At 51.4% G+C, this 17,366-nt stretch carries 14 protein-coding genes; 7 read left to right on the forward strand and 7 right to left on the reverse strand.

Going from position 1 to position 17,366, the window contains the following annotated elements; genetic code table 11:
- Positions 1-10: 10 nt before the first annotated feature.
- Positions 11-898: a DUF2989 domain-containing protein gene (locus P0Y67_RS11580; protein WP_342391980.1), complete on the reverse strand. Its 888-nt coding sequence runs from the start codon at positions 896-898 to the stop codon at positions 11-13.
- Between the two features lie 208 nt (positions 899-1,106).
- Here P0Y67_RS11580 and P0Y67_RS11585 point away from each other — a divergent pair, with 208 nt between their 5' ends.
- Positions 1,107-1,406, forward strand: a complete 300-nt coding sequence (locus P0Y67_RS11585; RefSeq protein ID WP_342391981.1) for a YeaC family protein — start codon at positions 1,107-1,109, stop codon at positions 1,404-1,406.
- Positions 1,407-1,448: 42 nt separating this feature from the next.
- On the opposite strand, the gene P0Y67_RS11590 is transcribed toward P0Y67_RS11585, so the two are convergent.
- From P0Y67_RS11590 to sppA, 3 genes are all read right to left on the reverse strand, one after another.
- The gene (locus P0Y67_RS11590) at positions 1,449-2,123 is read right to left on the reverse strand and encodes a glutathione S-transferase family protein (RefSeq protein ID WP_342391982.1); all 675 of its coding nucleotides are present in this window, start codon (positions 2,121-2,123) and stop codon (positions 1,449-1,451) included.
- A gap of 108 nt (positions 2,124-2,231) precedes the next feature.
- On the reverse strand, positions 2,232-3,245 hold the full coding sequence (ansA, locus tag P0Y67_RS11595; RefSeq protein WP_342391983.1) for an asparaginase: 1,014 nt from the start codon (positions 3,243-3,245) through the stop codon (positions 2,232-2,234).
- Between the two features lie 118 nt (positions 3,246-3,363).
- Positions 3,364-5,217, reverse strand: coding sequence for a signal peptide peptidase SppA (sppA, locus tag P0Y67_RS11600; RefSeq protein WP_342391984.1), 1,854 nt, complete (start codon positions 5,215-5,217; stop codon positions 3,364-3,366).
- A gap of 210 nt (positions 5,218-5,427) precedes the next feature.
- Here sppA and P0Y67_RS11605 point away from each other — a divergent pair, with 210 nt between their 5' ends.
- From P0Y67_RS11605 to P0Y67_RS11615, 3 genes are all read left to right on the forward strand, one after another.
- The gene (locus P0Y67_RS11605) at positions 5,428-7,443 is read left to right on the forward strand and encodes an NADPH-dependent 2,4-dienoyl-CoA reductase (protein WP_342391985.1); all 2,016 of its coding nucleotides are present in this window, start codon (positions 5,428-5,430) and stop codon (positions 7,441-7,443) included.
- Between the two features lie 128 nt (positions 7,444-7,571).
- Complete coding sequence (locus P0Y67_RS11610) at positions 7,572-8,120, forward strand: NAD(P)H nitroreductase (RefSeq protein ID WP_303453298.1); 549 nt, start codon at positions 7,572-7,574, stop codon at positions 8,118-8,120.
- A 170-nt stretch (positions 8,121-8,290) separates the two neighbouring features.
- On the forward strand, positions 8,291-10,282 hold the full coding sequence (locus P0Y67_RS11615; protein ID WP_342391986.1) for a DNA topoisomerase III: 1,992 nt from the start codon (positions 8,291-8,293) through the stop codon (positions 10,280-10,282).
- 2 nt (positions 10,283-10,284) lie between these two features.
- On the opposite strand, the gene P0Y67_RS11620 is transcribed toward P0Y67_RS11615, so the two are convergent.
- Positions 10,285-11,799 carry a GGDEF domain-containing protein gene (locus P0Y67_RS11620; RefSeq protein WP_342391987.1) on the reverse strand — a complete coding sequence of 505 codons (1,515 nt, stop codon included), beginning with the start codon at positions 11,797-11,799 and terminating at the stop codon, positions 10,285-10,287.
- A gap of 400 nt (positions 11,800-12,199) precedes the next feature.
- Here P0Y67_RS11620 and P0Y67_RS11625 point away from each other — a divergent pair, with 400 nt between their 5' ends.
- Positions 12,200-12,475 (forward strand): hypothetical protein, encoded by a 276-nt coding sequence (locus tag P0Y67_RS11625; protein ID WP_342391988.1) that lies wholly within the window; start codon positions 12,200-12,202, stop codon positions 12,473-12,475.
- Between the two features lie 69 nt (positions 12,476-12,544).
- On the opposite strand, the gene P0Y67_RS11630 is transcribed toward P0Y67_RS11625, so the two are convergent.
- Positions 12,545-14,419 carry a DUF3413 domain-containing protein gene (locus tag P0Y67_RS11630; protein WP_342391989.1) on the reverse strand — a complete coding sequence of 625 codons (1,875 nt, stop codon included), beginning with the start codon at positions 14,417-14,419 and terminating at the stop codon, positions 12,545-12,547.
- A 33-nt stretch (positions 14,420-14,452) separates the two neighbouring features.
- The gene (locus P0Y67_RS11635) at positions 14,453-14,671 is read right to left on the reverse strand and encodes a DUF1414 domain-containing protein (protein WP_027252814.1); all 219 of its coding nucleotides are present in this window, start codon (positions 14,669-14,671) and stop codon (positions 14,453-14,455) included.
- Positions 14,672-14,747: 76 nt separating this feature from the next.
- On the opposite strand from P0Y67_RS11635, the gene yejK reads away from it, so the two are divergent.
- Together yejK and asd are read left to right on the forward strand one after the other, a co-directional pair.
- Positions 14,748-15,761 (forward strand): nucleoid-associated protein YejK, encoded by a 1,014-nt coding sequence (gene yejK, locus P0Y67_RS11640; RefSeq protein ID WP_303453314.1) that lies wholly within the window; start codon positions 14,748-14,750, stop codon positions 15,759-15,761.
- Positions 15,762-16,480: 719 nt separating this feature from the next.
- The coding region (gene asd, locus P0Y67_RS11645) for an aspartate-semialdehyde dehydrogenase (protein ID WP_342391990.1) at positions 16,481-17,366 on the forward strand (886 nt) is incomplete at its 3' end.

Genomic DNA, 17,366 nt, shown 5'->3' on the forward strand with positions numbered 1-17,366 from the left:
GATGGCGTTGTCAGGACTGTGGCTGGTCGGGCTGCTGACTTGGCAGGGCGGTCAGATTTTTTTCTACATAGACACGGTTAAAATGGCCGGCACTGATGCTCTGGATGATGCTGTCTGCTAAGGAATCCAGATGACTTTTATCTTGTTGCGGCATTGGATACAGGCGCGATAAGGTCTCAGAATTGGCAACGGGCAGTCCCATCAGGCTACCCACTCTTGACCATAAATAGGCTTCAGTTTTGTTGTTTTCCTGGTGGGCCTGTGTCGCCAGGGTCAGAATAATGTCTGGTTTCACTTTGACCTTGCCATGATAAAGCTCCAGAGCTCTTAACAGAAGCTGACGGGTTTTGGCTTTATCAATACCAGTATAAAAAGAGGCCAGTGCCAGCTGTAATTCAGGTGTCTGAAGCTGGCCTGTCCCCTCTAATTTCAGAAATTCTTCCTTAGCCTGGTGCTCGCCCTGGCTCCAGCGGTCATAAATGACTTCGGGTTCTTTGGAGTCAGCCAGCTCTTCGCTCAGCTGTTCAATGACCTCATAACTGTGAATGAGCGCAGCAGTCCGTACTGATTTACGTTCTTTATAGCGGGTTGGCTCAATTTCTGCGGCATACTCCAGGCAATACTGGTAGCTGCGGGTGAACTCAAGGGTATGCAGTTTTTCAATGTCGGTCGGCGTTTTCAGCTGTTTATAGCGTTGCCAAATGAGATCTGTCCGCTGGATACGGCACTGACCGTCATTGTTATTCAGTCCTTCACACAGCTCGGGATGTGCCGCGCAAAGACTGTCGGTTGTTTTAAACTCACCCTGGCAGGCTGGCAGAAAGGCGACAGCAGATAAAAAAAACAAAATGTTGCGTGTTTTTTTGCCAGAAGAAGTCATGTGCGGTGCGTTACTCATAGGTGGGTTCACTACAATCAAGAATACCTTAATACCTATCGGCAGAAACTGACCTGAGAGAAAGAATAATGTGACATTGCTGCAGTGTGATCACGAAAACAAAAGAAAACTAAAACCAAGACGCTACTTGACTGGCAAACTCAGGTCATTATCGTAGCCTACCATTGCAAGTGGCCTGAAATAATCGGGCATAAGAGGAGTAGATGGGATGGATGTACAACAGATTCTGGCTGCCATGACCCCAGAGGTGTACCAAAAGTTACTGGCGGCGGCAGAAACGGGTAAATGGGCTGATGGCACCCCGTTAACCGAGACTCAGAAAGAGTCCACCATGCAGGCCGTGATGCTGTATCAGTCTCGTCATAATACCGAGGCCGAGCATATGACAGTGGCAGCCGGCGGTGAGATTCGGTTTAAGTCTAAATCTGAGCTCAAGCGTGATTTTGCCATAGAAGACAGTGAAACCCCTGTGGCAGATATTGCCCGTTTCTCTTTGCAGCAAAACTGATACCTGTGACCCTGTAAAGGCTGGTGCGCTCGTCGGCGGTTATCACTGCCTGGGCACAGTGAAAGGCACAGGGTCACAGTAAAACCCACTCAGTTCATGATCTTCCTGCGTCACCAGACTCGAGACCCAGGGCTCTTGCTCAATACCTTCCAGATACATGGCCAGTTTGGGATAGTGAGGTTGCAATCTTAAGCCAGCCATCCAGCCACTGCGGAAAATACTCCAGAGCGTAATTTCGGCCATCGAAAAACGGGTCGTAATATAACCTTCAGCCGGCACTTGTTCTTCCAGGTAGCTCAGAACCGGCGGCAGATGATGCTGAATGCAGTCGTCAATCGCATCCTGATCAACGTCTTTTTCCAGAATCTGCCCTCTCAGAATTTTCTGATAGAAGAGCACGCCGGCGAGCAGTGCGCTGAGCCGGGTATCGGCGTATTCTTCCAGCCAACGGATTTTTGCTCTTTCCCCGGCATCGCCCGGGTACAGCGGAGGAACCGGGTAGATGTCGTCCAGGTAATGGGCGATAACGGTTGAGTCGATAACTGTCAGACTGTCATGTTCCAGTACCGGCACTTTTCCCATCGGATGGCGTTTGTGCGCCAGCTCTTTTTCCAGGTACGGGTTGAGCGGTTGTAAGTCGTAATTCAGCCCTTTGTACGATAAGGCCAGCATGATTTTTCTGACAAAAGGAGAAATGGAGGCGCCGTGCAGAATCATAATCAACCTTGCTCATAGCCAACAGACGAAATTTGCTATAAGTGTAGCTGAGATATAAAAAGAGCCGCACGAGTGCGGCTCAATTAGGGGGAGTTCCGATTAACTTGATTAGCGGGACAACTCGCCGCGAATGTCCTGTTGCATCAGCTCACGCACTTTTTCTGTCGGCAGCGACTGGCTGAGCAGAAAGTGCAGTTTAGCCAGTGCGGCTTCCCGGGTCATGTCATAACCACTGAGTACGCCGGCATCTGCCAATGCACAGCCAGTTGCGTAGCCATCCATGTTCACTTTTCCGGACAGGCACTGAGTCAGGTTAACCACTATGACGCCGCGGTCGGCCGCTTCTTTTAGCTGGGCCAGCAGCTCAGCGTTTTGCGGTGCATTACCCACGCCGAACGTCAACAGGATCATGGCGTTGACAGGCTGGCGCAGGGTGTTGCGGATCACTTCCGGCGAAATGCCGGGGTACATGGTAATCACACCGATAGGTTGCGGGGTGATTTGGTGCACCCGAAACTCACCTGCAGGCTGTTTGTTCAGCTCTGTGGTGGGTTTTACCTGAATGTTGATACCTGCTTCGATCAGCGCTGGCATATTGGGCGAAATAAACGCATTGAAACCGTCGGCATGGGCTTTTGTACTGCGGTTGCCGCGCAGAAGCTGGTTATTAAAGAAAACCGTCACTTCATTGACCGGATAATTTGCTGCGAGATGCAGCGCATTGAGCAGGTTGCTTTGCCCGTCTGAGCGCATTTCTGCCAGCGGGATTTGCGAGCCGGTGACAATCACAGGTTTGGCCAGATTTTCCAGCATGAAGGATAAAGCAGACGCAGTATAGGCCATGGTGTCCGTACCATGAAGAATGACAAATCCATCAAACTTGTCGTAGTTGGCCTTGATATCATCGGCAATACGCTGCCAGTCTTCAGGTGTCATATCTGAAGAGTCAATCAGTGGTGCATATTCATGAATAGTGAATGCAGGCATTTCTGAGCGGTGAAACTCAGGCATGTTCTGTAGTTGCTGTTCCATAAAGCCTGCGACAGGAATATATCCGTGGGCTGACTTCTGCATTCCTATTGTTCCGCCTGTGTAGGCGATATAGATATGTTTTTTTGTCATTAGAGTACGGGTACAGCATAGTTATTGATGGTGAAGGCATTATACGGTGAAAACCGGCGAAAAAAAGCCCGGATATACCGGGCTAAGTCAAGTTTCATCACTGTCAATCCGAAAAGAGTCAATTTCCTGTGCTGGAACAATTCAGACAGAAAGCATATTGTCCTTTGGGATCATTAAAATTATTCATATTGGTGATATCAGCTGTGATATGGCGCAAGGCCGGCGTGAACATATTGGGTAGCTGGGCGGAGATTGCCATGCCAATGCGCGCGCTGGTTTCCGACGTCATATCCTGCAGAAACTGCTCCATCGGGCTGAGCGGCAAGGCTATCCAGCGGATGTCGTAGCTGTCTAGTTTTGCCAGTTTGGCCGCAGAGACAATGGCATCATCGAAATCACCCAGACGATCAACCAGACCCAGTTTCAGTGCATCCTGACCGGTCCAGACCCGGCCTTGGGCGATTTTGTCTGTCTCTTCGAGTGACATATGGCGATTCTCACTCACCAGGCTGATAAAACGCTGATAGCCGTTTTCGATACCCAGCTGGAAAATTTCAGCAACATCGTCAGGCAAGCCCCGGGTTATCCCGATACCGGCAAAGGGAGTCGTACCGACGCCATCGCTGTGCACCCCGATGTTTTCCAGGCCTTTTTCAAAGGTAGCCAGCATGCCGAAGATACCGATAGAACCTGTAATCGTGGTTGGCTGAGCAATAATTTCACTGGCGCTGGACGAGATCCAGTATCCGCCGGACGCCGCCAGGCTGGACATTGATACCACCACAGGCTTGCCGGCCAGTTTTAATGCATCCACTTCATTGCGGATAATCTCAGAAGCGAAGGCACTGCCACCCGGGCTGTCGACGCGCAGAATCACCGCTTTAATGTCATCATCAAGACGGGCTTCTCGCAGCAAAGCGGCCGTTGTGTCGCCCCCGACTCTGCCTTGTCCTTGCTGACCATCGACAATAGCGCCGCTGGCAATGACTATGGCAATACCATTGTCACTTGGCTCGAATGGCGCGCCGACCGAAGGCTGATAATCGTAATAACTGATCTGATTAAAGCCATGGTCGCCATCGCTGCCAAATTCCTTGATAAAGGTCTGGCGCAGTTGGGTACGGCTGACCAGTTCGTCCACCAGTCCCATTTTCTGGCTCAGGCGGGCGAAATCGCCTTCGACACTTTTCAGCTCAGCAACCAGATCTTTGACTTCAGGGTTCAGTACACTGACATGGATGCGGCGGTTACGCGCGACATCCTGGGTGTAAGCATCCCACATCTGGTTGAGCCAGACTGTGTTTGCCTCGCGGGCAGCGTCCGACATGTCGTCGCGGGTGTAGGGCTCAACGAATGATTTATAGGTCCCGACACGGAAGACATGGGTGGTGACATCCAGGTTATCCAGTAAGGTTTTATAATACAGCGAATAGCTGCCGTAACCTGTCAGCATCACGCCGCCATCGGCAGACATGAACACTTTGTCGGCGAAGCTGGCCAGGTAGTACTGGCTCTGGCGGTAGTGATCACCTGTGGCATAGACAGGTTTGCCGGCCTGCTTGAATTCTTCAATCGCCTTGGCAATGTAGCGCAGCTTCGTCAGGTTGGTCTCTGGCATGCTTTTCAGATTCAGGATAAGGCCGGTGATCCTGTCGTCCTTGGCGGCAGCGCGGATGGTGTCGACAATGTCAAACAGGATATTTTCCTGAACCGGCACCTGGCCCATGGCGCTGTCGACAAATTGATCGAAGGGATTGACGTAGGATCGCTGCTCAACAATCGGGCCGTCAATATCCAGTACCAAAGCGGCCTTTTCTGGCAGAACCGGCGATTCAGCCCCTTGCTGGAAGGCGAAAATGATTACCCCAATCAGAGCAATAAAAAACAGGTTGAAAAATAGCTGACGGGTAAAGCTCAGCAGCTTCCAACATCCGCGCAGCACTTTGGCAATGCCTTTTAGTAGTACTTTCATGGCCTTTCCTGATAATAAATCCCAGTGCTTATCCTAACCGAGACAGAGCGTAAAATCCTAATGATAGCTATATTGCGACTAAAATAGCGTAATTGAAAAGTGCCGCAGCAGTGATGGATGTTGAGGTTATGTAAACGGGTGTTTGAGTGAAGGTTAACCCTATGCTATAACTGGTCTGACCTACAATAATTAAAGAGATATAGGGAAGCTATGGACACTCTTACCTACCCACACTTGCTGGCACCGCTGGATCTTGGCTTCACTCAGCTTAAAAACCGGGTGTTGATGGGGTCTATGCATACCGGCCTGGAAGAAGCACACGATGGATTTAAAAAGCTGTCTGCCTTTTACGCTGCCCGCGCCCGAGGTGGAGTAGGCTTGATTGTAACTGGTGGGTTTGCACCCAATTTTCGCGGCCGCTTAACACCACTCAGTGCCGAATTCAGCAGCGGACGCGCGGCAAGGGCGCACCGGGTGATCACAGATGCGGTCCACAAAGAAGGCGGTAAGATTGCCATTCAGCTTCTGCATGCCGGGCGCTATGCGATGCATCCGTTTGCGGTCAGTGCTTCTGGCATTAAAGCGCCTATCTCTAAATTTACGCCCAAAGAAATGAGCCGCCGCCAGATCCTCAAGACCATCGATGCCTTTGCACGCAGCTCTGAGCTGGCAAGAGAGGCGGGTTATGACGGCGTTGAGCTGATGGGCTCTGAAGGTTATCTGATCAACCAGTTTATCTGTCAGCGTTCCAACCACAGAACCGATGAATGGGGCGGCAGCTATGAGAACCGGGTCCGATTTCCTCTTGAACTGGTGAAAGCCGTTCGTGCCCGGGTCGGCACAGATTTCATTATTATTTTCCGGCTTTCGATGCTGGATCTGGTCGAGCAGGGCAGTACCTATGATGAAGTGGTCCAGCTGGCCCAGGCGCTGGAAGCTGCGGGCGTGACCATTCTCAATACCGGCATCGGCTGGCATGAGGCGCGCGTGCCAACCATAGCGACCCAGGTTCCCCGGGCTGCGTTCAGCTGGGTCACGGAAAAGCTGAAAGGGAAAGTGTCTATCCCGCTGGTGACCTGTAACCGGATTAACACGCCAGAGGTGGCCGAGTCCATTCTTGCCGCTGATCAGGCCGATATGGTGTCTATGGCCCGTCCGTTTCTGGCTGACGCTGATTTTGTGCTGAAGGCCGAACAGAACCGTGCCGACGATATTAATACCTGTATTGGCTGTAATCAGGCCTGTCTGGATCATGTGTTTGCCGGTAAGCGGGCGAGTTGTCTGGTGAACCCTCAGGCCTGTTATGAAACCGAGCTGGTGCTGACCCCGGCTGCACAGCAGCGCAAAGTCGCGGTTATCGGTGCGGGTCCTGCTGGCCTGGCTTTCGCAACAGCTGCCGCAGAACGCGGCTTCGAGGTCGATTTATACGAGAAGAACGACTATATCGGCGGGCAGTTTAATCTGGCGATGCAAATTCCGGGTAAAGAAGAATTCCGGGAAACGATTCGTTATTTCTCCCGCCGTTTGAGCCAGACAGGTGTGAACCTGAAATTGGGCAAGGCGGTGGATATCAATGAGCTGAAAGGCTATGACGATGTCGTGGTCTCGACCGGCGTGAAACCTCGGATTCCCGCCATTCCCGGCTTGGAAGCCAGCGATAAGGTGATAGATTATCAGACACTGATCCGCGATAAAGTGCAGCTGGGTCAGCGGGTGGCTGTGATTGGTGCTGGCGGTATCGGGGTGGATGTCTCAAGTATGCTGACAGAGCCTCAGGACAGCTCGCTGGACAGCTGGTTACAGGACTGGGGCATTGACAAAACCATTAGCCATGCTGGTGGCTTATGTACGCCTAAAAGTGAGCACAGTGAGCGCCAGGTGTGGCTGTTGCAGCGTCGTCCGGGCAAGATGGGTAAAGGGCCGGGTAAGACGACAGGCTGGATCCACCAGCAGGTGTTGCTGAAACGCGGTGTTGAAATGTTGTCCGGCGTCAGCTACGAGAAGATTGATGAGCAAGGTCTGCATATCAGCGTGGAAGGACAACAGCGAGTGCTGGAAGTTGATCATATTGTGCTGTGCGCCGGTCAGACTTCCGTGGAAGAGTTGTCGGCTCCGCTCAAAGAGCTGGGCATCAAGGTGCATGTTATCGGCGGTGCTGAATTCGCCGGGGAAGTGGATGCCAAGCGAGTTATCCGGCAGGGAACAGAGTTGGCCGCCCGTCTTTAGATATCGGCAGATATCGGCGACTGTGACCAAGAGGCTCCCGAGGGAGCCTCTTTTCGTTGCCGTTACTCAGAAGAGCAGATGTGGTATGGTATTTAACAAGAATCGTTATCATCGAGGATACATAATCTATGGATGCACTGTCGCTGCTGCTTAATCGTCGCTCTTTGCCTAAAATGACCGCCCCGGCCCCTCAGGGTGAGGTATTGGATAATATTCTTCGTGCCGGTCTTCGGGCACCGGATCACGGTGCGTTGACGCCCTGGCGTTTTATCGTCTCGGAAGGCGAAGGTTTGCAAAAGCTGGCCGATATTCTGGTCTCTGCCGCCCAGGCTGACAAGGCAGAAGAGGCAGTGATCGAGAAAGCCTCTAAAGCCCCTTTCCGTGCGCCTATGGTGATTACCGTTGTCGCTAAAGTGCAGCCCAGCGATAAAATTCCAGTGATTGAACAACATCTGTCGGCAGGCTGTGCGGCGCAGGCAATGCAGATGGCGGCGGTTGCTCAGGGTTACGCGGGTTTTTGGCGCACAGGGAGCTGGGCATATCACACTGTGGTGCGCGAAGCGCTGGGCGTACAGGGTGATGATATGATTGTCGGTTTTCTGTATCTGGGCACCCCTGATTGCCGCGATGCGAAAGCGCCAGAGCGGGATTTAGCGCAATTTGTTGAGTATTTATAGCTTTCTGTATAGTTTCCTGCAGGCTTCTTCAGGCAGCTTATTGCTGCCTGTATCTCCCCAATCCTGCGGCGGCTTTGTGAACGGCTACTGGGTTTATATCCAGTAATGATTGTCACCTATTGCTGAATTCTTTATAGTGCGGAGAGTTATTTCCAGTAGTTACAGACTTCATGACCCGTCTTTATATCGCAGAAAAACCCAGCCTTGGGCGCGCTATTGCAGCCGTATTACCCCGTCCGCATAAGAATCATCAGGGCTACATTGAAGTCGCCAACGGCGACATTGTCACCTGGTGTATCGGCCATTTGCTCGAGCAGGTCGAGCCGGATGCGTATGATCCGCGTTATAAGAAATGGAACCTGGATGACTTGCCTATCATCCCAGAACAGTGGCAACTCGCGCCAAGAAAATCGGCCAAGCAGCAACTGAGTGTGGTCCGCAAGTTAGCTAAGCTGGCGGATGAAGTGATACATGCCGGCGACCCGGACAGGGAAGGCCAGCTGCTGGTCGATGAAGTGATTGATTACGTGAAACTGGCCGCCGCGAAAAAAGCGACCATGAAACGGTTACTTATCTCAGATCTTAACCCGGCAGCAGTCAAAAGAGCGCTTGGGCAGTTAAGAGACAACAGCGATTTTATTCCGCTGTCGGTGTCAGCCCTGGCCCGCTCCCGGGCGGACTGGCTGTACGGCATGAATATGTCCCGTGCCTATACCTTGCTTGGGCAGCGGGGCGGCTATAAAGGCGTACTGTCGGTCGGCAGGGTGCAAACACCTGTGCTTGGGCTGGTGACTCGCCGGGATGACGAGATCGCCAATTTCGTGCCGGTTCCTTTCTATGATGTCTATGCACTGATCCCCTATCAGGACAACGTTATCCGCGCCCGCTGGCAGCCGAGCCAGGCCTGTGAACCCTGGCAAGATGAAGAAGGCCGGGTGCTCAATCGCAAGCTGTGTGAAAATGTCGTGGCGCGCATTAAAGGCCAGCCGGCTACTGTCTCGGATGCAGAGCGAAAAGAAACCCGTCAATCGCCGCCCTTGCCGTATTCTCTGTCAGCACTGCAGATCGATACAGCGCGTCGCTTTGGCATGAGCGCGGCGGATGTACTGGCGTGCTGTCAGTCGCTGTACGAGAAGCACAAAGTCATTACCTATCCGCGCTCAGACTGCCGTTATCTGCCGGTCGATCACTATCGTCAGGCCAGTGAGGTGGTGAAAGCCGTGTCGTCCACGGCACCGCAGATGCTTGAGGCGGTCAGGGGCGCCGATTTATCGTTACGCTCAAAAGCCTGGAATGACAGTAAAGTGGATGCGCACCATGCCATTATTCCCACCCCGAAAGCGGTGCAGCCCGGCAGCCTGAATGATCAGGAAGCCAAGGTTTATCAGTTGATTGCCCGTCAGTATCTGATGCAGTTTTATCCGGCGGCGGTTTACGCAGAAGCCAAGCTGACATTTGCTATCGTAGGCGGGGTGTTTATTGCCAGAGGCCGCCAGTTGATGCAGCCGGGCTGGAAAGTGTTGCAGGGTAAAGACGATGCCGACAAAGAGCAGGATCTGGCCGATAAAGTGCCGCCTTTGGATAAAGGCACAGTGCTGACCTGCCAGGACGGAGAGATCAAAGACAGGGTGACGGAGCCGCCTAAGCATTTTACCGAAGCAACTTTGCTTCAGGCGATGACAGGGATCGCCAGGTTTGTGGCAGATAAATCGTTGAAGAAGATTCTGCGCGACACCGACGGTTTAGGAACGGAAGCAACCCGGGCCGGCATTATGGAGGTCTTGTTCAAGCGCCAGTTGCTCTACCGTCAGGGGAAGAATATTCATGCCTCAGACGCTGGCCGCGCTCTGGTGTACGCCTTACCCGATGAAGCGACCTACCCGGACATGACGGCACATTGGGAACACCAGCTGCAGGACATGGCAGAGCGAAAATATGCCTATCAGCCGTTCATGGCAGCGCTGCAACAGCAGATTGAGCAACTGATGGGGTCGATCAAATCAGGCGGTGTCCCGCCAAGCCTGCGCACACTTCAGGCGGTTGCGCCACCGGCCAGTAAAGGTAAAGGGAGCTATAGCCGACGGGCACGGGGCAGGCAGCATTCTGGCGCGGCGGGTCAGAAAAGTGCAGGTCAGAAGAGAGCCGCTAGTCGTCGTAAATAAAACTAGTCGTCGTAAATGAAAAAGGTATCCCGGCCCAGCGACTTGGCTTTGTATAAGGCGCTGTCGGCCTGGTTAAACAGTTGATCCGCTGTCGACTGTTTGTCCGGCACCATACAACTGATGCCAACACTCACAGTGACACTGCAGCATTCCTGGCCGTTGACCGGAATGCGCAATGAACGCACCGCTTCTAAGGTGTTTTCGGCGGCGACAATCGCTGCCTGAGCGTTTTGGCCCGGCAGCAAGATAACGAATTCTTCTCCGCCATAACGGGCAAACAGCGCCCCGGCCCGACGCTCGACCGAGACCAGCGTCTGGGCGATCAGGGTCAGACAGCGGTCGCCCATCGCGTGACCATAGGTGTCATTGAACGACTTAAAGTGATCCACATCGATAATCAGCAAGGATACGGGTAACTGATGCCGCTGGGCCCTGCGCCATTCTAACGGCAGGGTTTGATCAAACACCCGACGGTTCGGTACCTGCGTTAAAGGATCATGACGGGAAGTGTGTTCAAGTTGCCGGTTTAACTGCTGCAGCTCCCGCGTCCGTTCGGTGACGCGCTTTTCCAGTTCGCCATTGAGCTGGCTGAGGTTTTCTTCTGTCTGTCTGCGGACCAGATGCTGAGAGACAATAAAGCTGAACTGCTTGAGAAGCTGCGGGTGATAGTCAGCCAGCGGGCGTCCGTTGATCAGGTTATCGTAAGCTATCCAGCCTACGCGGTTATCCCCGTCCCACAGTGACGTGTAAGCACTCCAGCCAAACCCGATTTCCTGTAAATCATGATAAAGCAACGTATTTTCTTCAATGGCCAGGTAACCATGTTGTGCCTGGGGATGGTCAATGAACCAGTGAGGCGGGATAGGGGATTCAAAATAGGCTTCTTTTACCGTATTGCCTTCAGTATCTGTGCCATAAGTGCCTTTCATCCGGTTATGCCCTGTCAGAAGAAAGATAGCGATACGATCAATCTCCAGCACTTTCTTTCCCTGTTCGACGGCATGAAAGAGCATATCGTCAATACTTTCAGCACGCCATAAAGCGAAAGAGATGTCGTGCAAGCCCTGCAGCATATCCAGCAGCACCGGGCCTGAGCCTGCAGGCTGCTCGGATGCGATGTCATTTTTCAGCTCGGCACTCAGGTGGAGGATACAGGGCTGTAAATAGTCAGGATCGGTCAGTGCCGAACCTGCAGGATAACGCAGTGCCAGCAAGCCAAGTGGTATACCCTGATGTTGCAGCGGGAGCCATAGCACTGTCTTCTCAGCACACTGGCGGTAAAAAGGCGTGGGCTGACAAAGCCAGCTCTCGAGCTCTTCATCACGCGGTGATGCTGGCGTGTGGCTCAAAGGGGAGCAATGGGCGAAATGAGTCCACTCGATGTGATTTTTTACGAACAGCCGACAGGACGAGGCACCCAAATGGCGGCACAACAGAGCAAGCAGCCCGTCAATAATCACCGGCTTTTCTTTTGCTGTCTGCCAATGTGAAAAGTATGCCTGATAGAAGGAATCCATTCCGTTCTCGCTGCTACTGACCTTAGAGGGTTTATGAAACGTTTTTCAACACATTACGATATAAAAATAATGAAGAGAGAACAGAGTGCTGACGCGGGAAAATTAATAAACATATATAGCAATTAGTTAAAATCTGGTCGCAGTCAAATTTATTATGTTTGTGTGAGTTTTGTTGCAGTGACACTCTGACGGTATTTCTTTTGCAGATGATGATCAGAGGCGACAATGCATGTTTTTGATGGCTTTGTTGCCTACTTTGAGCTGGTTGGCCAAGACACACTGTGGGCGTTCAGTTGCCAGACGGCCCTTGTGTCAATCTTGAGACAGAGCTAACTGACAAGTTTCACTATTTTTACCTTACGGGGATATTTTGACTTTATTTACACCGTCAGGTGAGAACATGAAAAGACGACATGTGTTTTTATTGTGGGTAGCACTTTCTCTGATTTTGTCGGCATGTGGCCAGACACGGCATACTCAGCTCGCCGAACTGGGATTTACCCGCAATTACCTTGAAGGGTATCAGGATGGTTGTGACAGCCGAAAAGTACAGGCGACGACTTTCTATGACGGGTTTCGTCAGGATCCCGAGAGAATGAAGAAAGAGAATAAATACGCCAATGGCTGGAATGATGGCTACGAACAATGCTACGCCAGCAATCTTGATTACCATTAGTCGGTTTAGTTAGACGGCCGGACATGTTCATAAAGAGCAGGGCAGCGATGGTGCTGCCCTGCTGAGATGTTATTGCGCAGAGCCGGGCTGATAAAACCGCTTCAGCTCATGCATTACCTGCATCAAAGTGGAGAGTTTCGGCTTGCCGTTATCTTGCATTCTGTATTCAGCGTCATACACAGTGTAGTTGCCGTATTTATCCACAATTGTGGTGCCTTCCGGCTGGACAACGACAATGTCCTGGTGGTCGCCAGCCAACACCCAGCGACGCTTATTGCTGGTATCGAACAGACTGATACCACTGCTGTAAAACTCAGGTGCTGTCGTGGTACTGAGCAGGGTTTCCATCAGAGTCGGGACAATATCCAGGTGACTGGTTGCCCGGCTGATCTGCGCCGTCTGGCTATCTGGCCAATGGACGATCAGCGGTACTTTCAGCTGATACTGGCTGTAGTTGGATCCCGAACCCCAGGAATTGGTGCCGGTTTCATTAAATTCAGTGCCGTGGTTTGCCGTGATAATGACTACCGTATTGTCCAGCATGTCGCGTTTAATCAGGCTGTCAAAGATACTAATCAGTTGCTCATCAACATGGTAAGCCGAATTGCGATAACTGTTTTTCAGCAGTTCAGCCGGATCTGTGCTTGAGTCTTCACCGGGCTGAGTGTCTTTCAGCGAGGGTGAAAACCTCGCAGCAACGGCATTAACAGAATCTTCGTAATCCTGGACTGACACCAGCTCCAGATAACCAAACCAGGGTTTGCCTGCGGTTTGTTTGCTCAGCCAGCTTTGCATATTGGCAATGGCTTGCTGATCGCTATGAGTCTCCGGATTCAGGGCCGCGGCTAAAGCTATCTGATCTTTGGTGAAGATAGCCTGTGGATAGATGACATCGGCAAAGCCTGAACCGCTGAACAAACCAAAGCGATACCCGCGTTTGGTAAGGGTTTCGAGCAAGGCCGGCGGACTGTGTTCTGCCCGGATACTGGCATTGTAGGCGCCGGGCAAACCGTAAAACAGGCCAAACGTACCCAGGGTACTGTCATTGCCTGTACTGTAATGGTCGGTAAAGTTCAGATTCTGCTGGGCATAGGCAGCCAGATACGGCATGGTTTCAGCTGTGACCATATCACTGCGTAAGCCATCTATCATAATAACCAGCAGGTTCTGGCCGGTTCCTTTATCGCTGAATGACAGCGGTTTGAGCGGATAACGGATGCTTTCGCTGTTTTCAACGCCCTGCTTTTCCTGCAGACGGGCGTATTCCTGCCGGTCTAACAGGCCATGGCGTTCCATAAAGGATTTGGCTGTCATTGGATAAGACAGCGGAAAATTGGAGCGCTGCGCCGTAACAGGCCGATAAAGATTGGCATCGGCCCAAATGTAGAGCAGGTGGCTGGCGAGGAAACACAGTCCAAACACAGAAGCAATCGGCACGCCGACATGCTTGCGTGTGAGTTTACGCAGCTTGCGCCACAGCCATTCTGACAAAAACAGCTGGAGCAGGAAGATGGCTGGCACGACTATGAACAAGTATTGCCAGCGGGCATTCAGTTCGGTTCGTTCCCCACTGAGCAACAGATCCCAGACCAGAGGGCTGAGATGGAGATCCAGGCTTTCATAAGCATGGGTGTCCAGAATCAGTATGGTTTGACCTATGGTTCCAACCAGCACCGCAAACAGTCGCATCAAACGCTGCGAAGGGATGAGAAAGCTGGCAGGAAACAGAATGAGAATGTAAAAGCCAAAAACCAGAAAGCCGAAATGACCCACCCAGCTCAGGCCCATATAAAGCTGCCCCATCAGGGTTTCCGGCCACTCCGAATGGATAATGTACCGGGTGCCTAACAGCATGGCGGCGATAATATTGAAAAAACTGAACCAGTGTCCCCAGCTAATCAGTTGAGACACGGTTTCTTTGTAGTTGTTTCCGCTGGAGACCATATACCTGTGTTCTTCTTCTCTCTGGTGCTGGGATTAATCTTTCTTGATTGAGGTCAGCAGAGCTTGGGCGAATTTATCAGCAATGGCTTGACGTTGTGATGCTGGAACATCGGCATTAATGATATTGGTAGCAACATTACCTACAATCATAAGCGCTAATTCAGCAGATGTATCGTGCTTTTCAAAGACATCGAACACATCATTAAGGATCTGTTCCACTTTTTCATTACTGTATTTTGATGTAATTGGCATATCAGGTCTTGTTTTATGGTGAAGAAAGCGACTTATAATACCCTACACTTTAGATTTACTGAAAAACTTTTCCATTATGAGTCTCACGCTTTCCAACGTCATCCTGCACCAATTCTCCAAAAATGAACAAGATGAGCTGTCTGTTCAGTTGAGAGAGCAGGAACTAGAACATACTGATACCACCACTGAACTGGTTGCCGAGCTACACCGGGTATACAGCAGCAAGGGCACCAAAGGCTTTGGCCGATTCTCCGAAGAGAGTGAATTCGGTTACTGGCTGAAACAGTGTCGCCAGGGAGAACTGGATTTTCTGACTTTTTCAAATCAGGCGTCACAACGTCTGCAATCTGAACTGGTGAAGTATCCGTTTGCTGATGCCGGGACACTGGTCATGGCGCAATACCAGTCTCTGGCGACCGATTATCTCTTCATTGGTCTTCTGCCAACCTGCCACAGCATGAAGGTGACTGATCAACTTGATATTAGCGCCACAGACTATCTGGATGTCAGCAAAATGGAAATTGTTGCCCGGATAGACTTGTCATCCTGGGAGACTGATCCCGAATGTAATCGCTACCTGACCTTTATTAAGGGACGGGTTGGCCGCAAAGTGGCCGATTTTTTCCTGGATTTCCTGCAGGCGGAAGTCGGCCTGGATGTCAAAGTGCAGAATCAGGTGCTGATGCAGGCGGTAGAGGATTTCTGTGCTGATTCTCGTATGGATAAAGAAGAAAAGCAGCAGTACCGCAAGCAGGTCTACGATTACTGCAACGGTCAGCTGCAGTCTGGTGAAGAAGTTGCGGTGAAAGAGTTGTCGGGCGAATTACCTGCCACAGAGGCCGGCGTCGACTTCTATCAGTTTACCTCCAACCAGGGTTATGAGCTGGAAGACACCTTTCCGGCCGATCGGACTGCCATGCGTAAGCTGACCAAGTTTGTCGGCTCCGGTGGCGGGCTGACGATCAACTTCGACAGCATGCTGCTGGGTGAGCGAATTTTCTACGATCCGGACACCGATACACTGACGATTAAAGGCACACCGCCGAACCTGAAAGATCAGCTTCAGCGCCGTCAGAACAGCGACACCTGATACGCAGTTGATCTGGCGTGCTGTACAGATGGAAGTCTGTGCAGCACGTCTTATCTAACCTTAGTGTTTCGGACACTTTATCCGTGTTATTCCTTATCTATTATTCAGAGCCAGTTTGCCTGCGCTGTCCCAACGCTTCACTCCTGATTATCTGCTTATTCCTGGACCTTTTCTCTGCCTTGAAACCCATCGTTATCGATACATAATTAAAGGTTTCTGTCTGTTGAGGGAAAATCAGCCTTCTGACTACGATAAAGTGATCTAAAGGTGAATGAATACATGCTTTAGTGAATTGAAGAGTGTGAAAAACAGTATTATAGCTTTTGCAGGAAAATCATGATTTATTCCCTGAAAATCTAGCATCATCGCTCTGTTCAATGACCTCAAATTAGCTGAATGCTCTAAAAAAGCAGGTGCGCTCATCATGCTGCGCTGTGTTACAGCTTTGACACCAGTTAATTTTGGCATTTTGTTGCGTTGGTAGGGGCTTTGCTTTATGGTATTTAGCTATCTTCGGTTCATGGCCGTTGCAATAATACAGAGCGTTTCTGGTGCGCAACAGTCATGAATGTGGTTTTCTAAAACGTGATTGAAATGGGTATGCGGCTGTCAGTGTGTCACTGATGGCCTTTATTTGACCTGTTGCATACTAAGGTGGCTTTTCTCCAATCAATTTAGGAGGTGCCCAATCACGTCAACATGGAGTGTAGCAAGCTATGATGAAAGTTGGTTTGATCGGTTGGCGCGGCATGGTAGGTTCCGTGCTTATGCAACGTATGGTGGAAGAAAAAGACTTTGACCATATTGAACCTGTTTTCTTTTCAACCTCTCAGGTTGGAATTCCTGCGCCTGACTTCGGTAAAGATGCAGGCGTACTTCATGATGCATTTGATATTGATGCACTGAAGAAGCTTGATGCCATTATTACCTGCCAGGGTGGCAGCTATACCGAGAAAGTGTATCCGGCGCTGCGTCAGGCAGGCTGGAAAGGTTACTGGATTGATGCGGCGTCTACGCTGCGTATGGATGATCAAACCATCATCACTCTGGATCCGGTTAACTTTGATCAGATTCAGCAGGGTATCCACTCTGGCGTGCGTTCATTCGCCGGTGGTAACTGTACTGTCAGCCTGATGCTGATGGCAGTCGGCGGACTGTTCAAGGCAGGTTTGGTTGAGTGGATGACCTCCCAGACTTATCAGGCGGCGTCAGGCGCGGGTGCTAAGAATATGCGCGAGCTGATCTCTCAGATGGGTGTCATTAATGACAACGTTACCAGCGAGCTGGCTAATCCGGCCACGTCTATTCTGGATATCGACCGTAAAGTGGCGCAAGCCATGCGTTCTGCCGACTTCCCGACATCTGAGTTCGGTGTGCCGTTGGCGGGCTCTCTGATCCCCTGGATCGATGTGAAGCGTGAAAACGGTCAGAGCAAAGAAGAGTGGAAAGGCGGCGTCGAGACCAACAAGATTCTGGCAACCGGCAACAGCCCGATTGCGATTGACGGTACCTGTGTGCGTATCGGTGCGATGCGTTGTCACAGCCAGGCGCTGCCGCTGAGCCTTCCTGCGCCCGGATACACCCGGCGAAATAGCGAAAGTGATC

It is taken from the genome of Photobacterium sp. SP02 (assembly GCF_038519165.1).
In the GTDB taxonomy this organism is placed as follows: Bacteria; Pseudomonadota; Gammaproteobacteria; order Enterobacterales; family Vibrionaceae; genus Photobacterium; species Photobacterium halotolerans.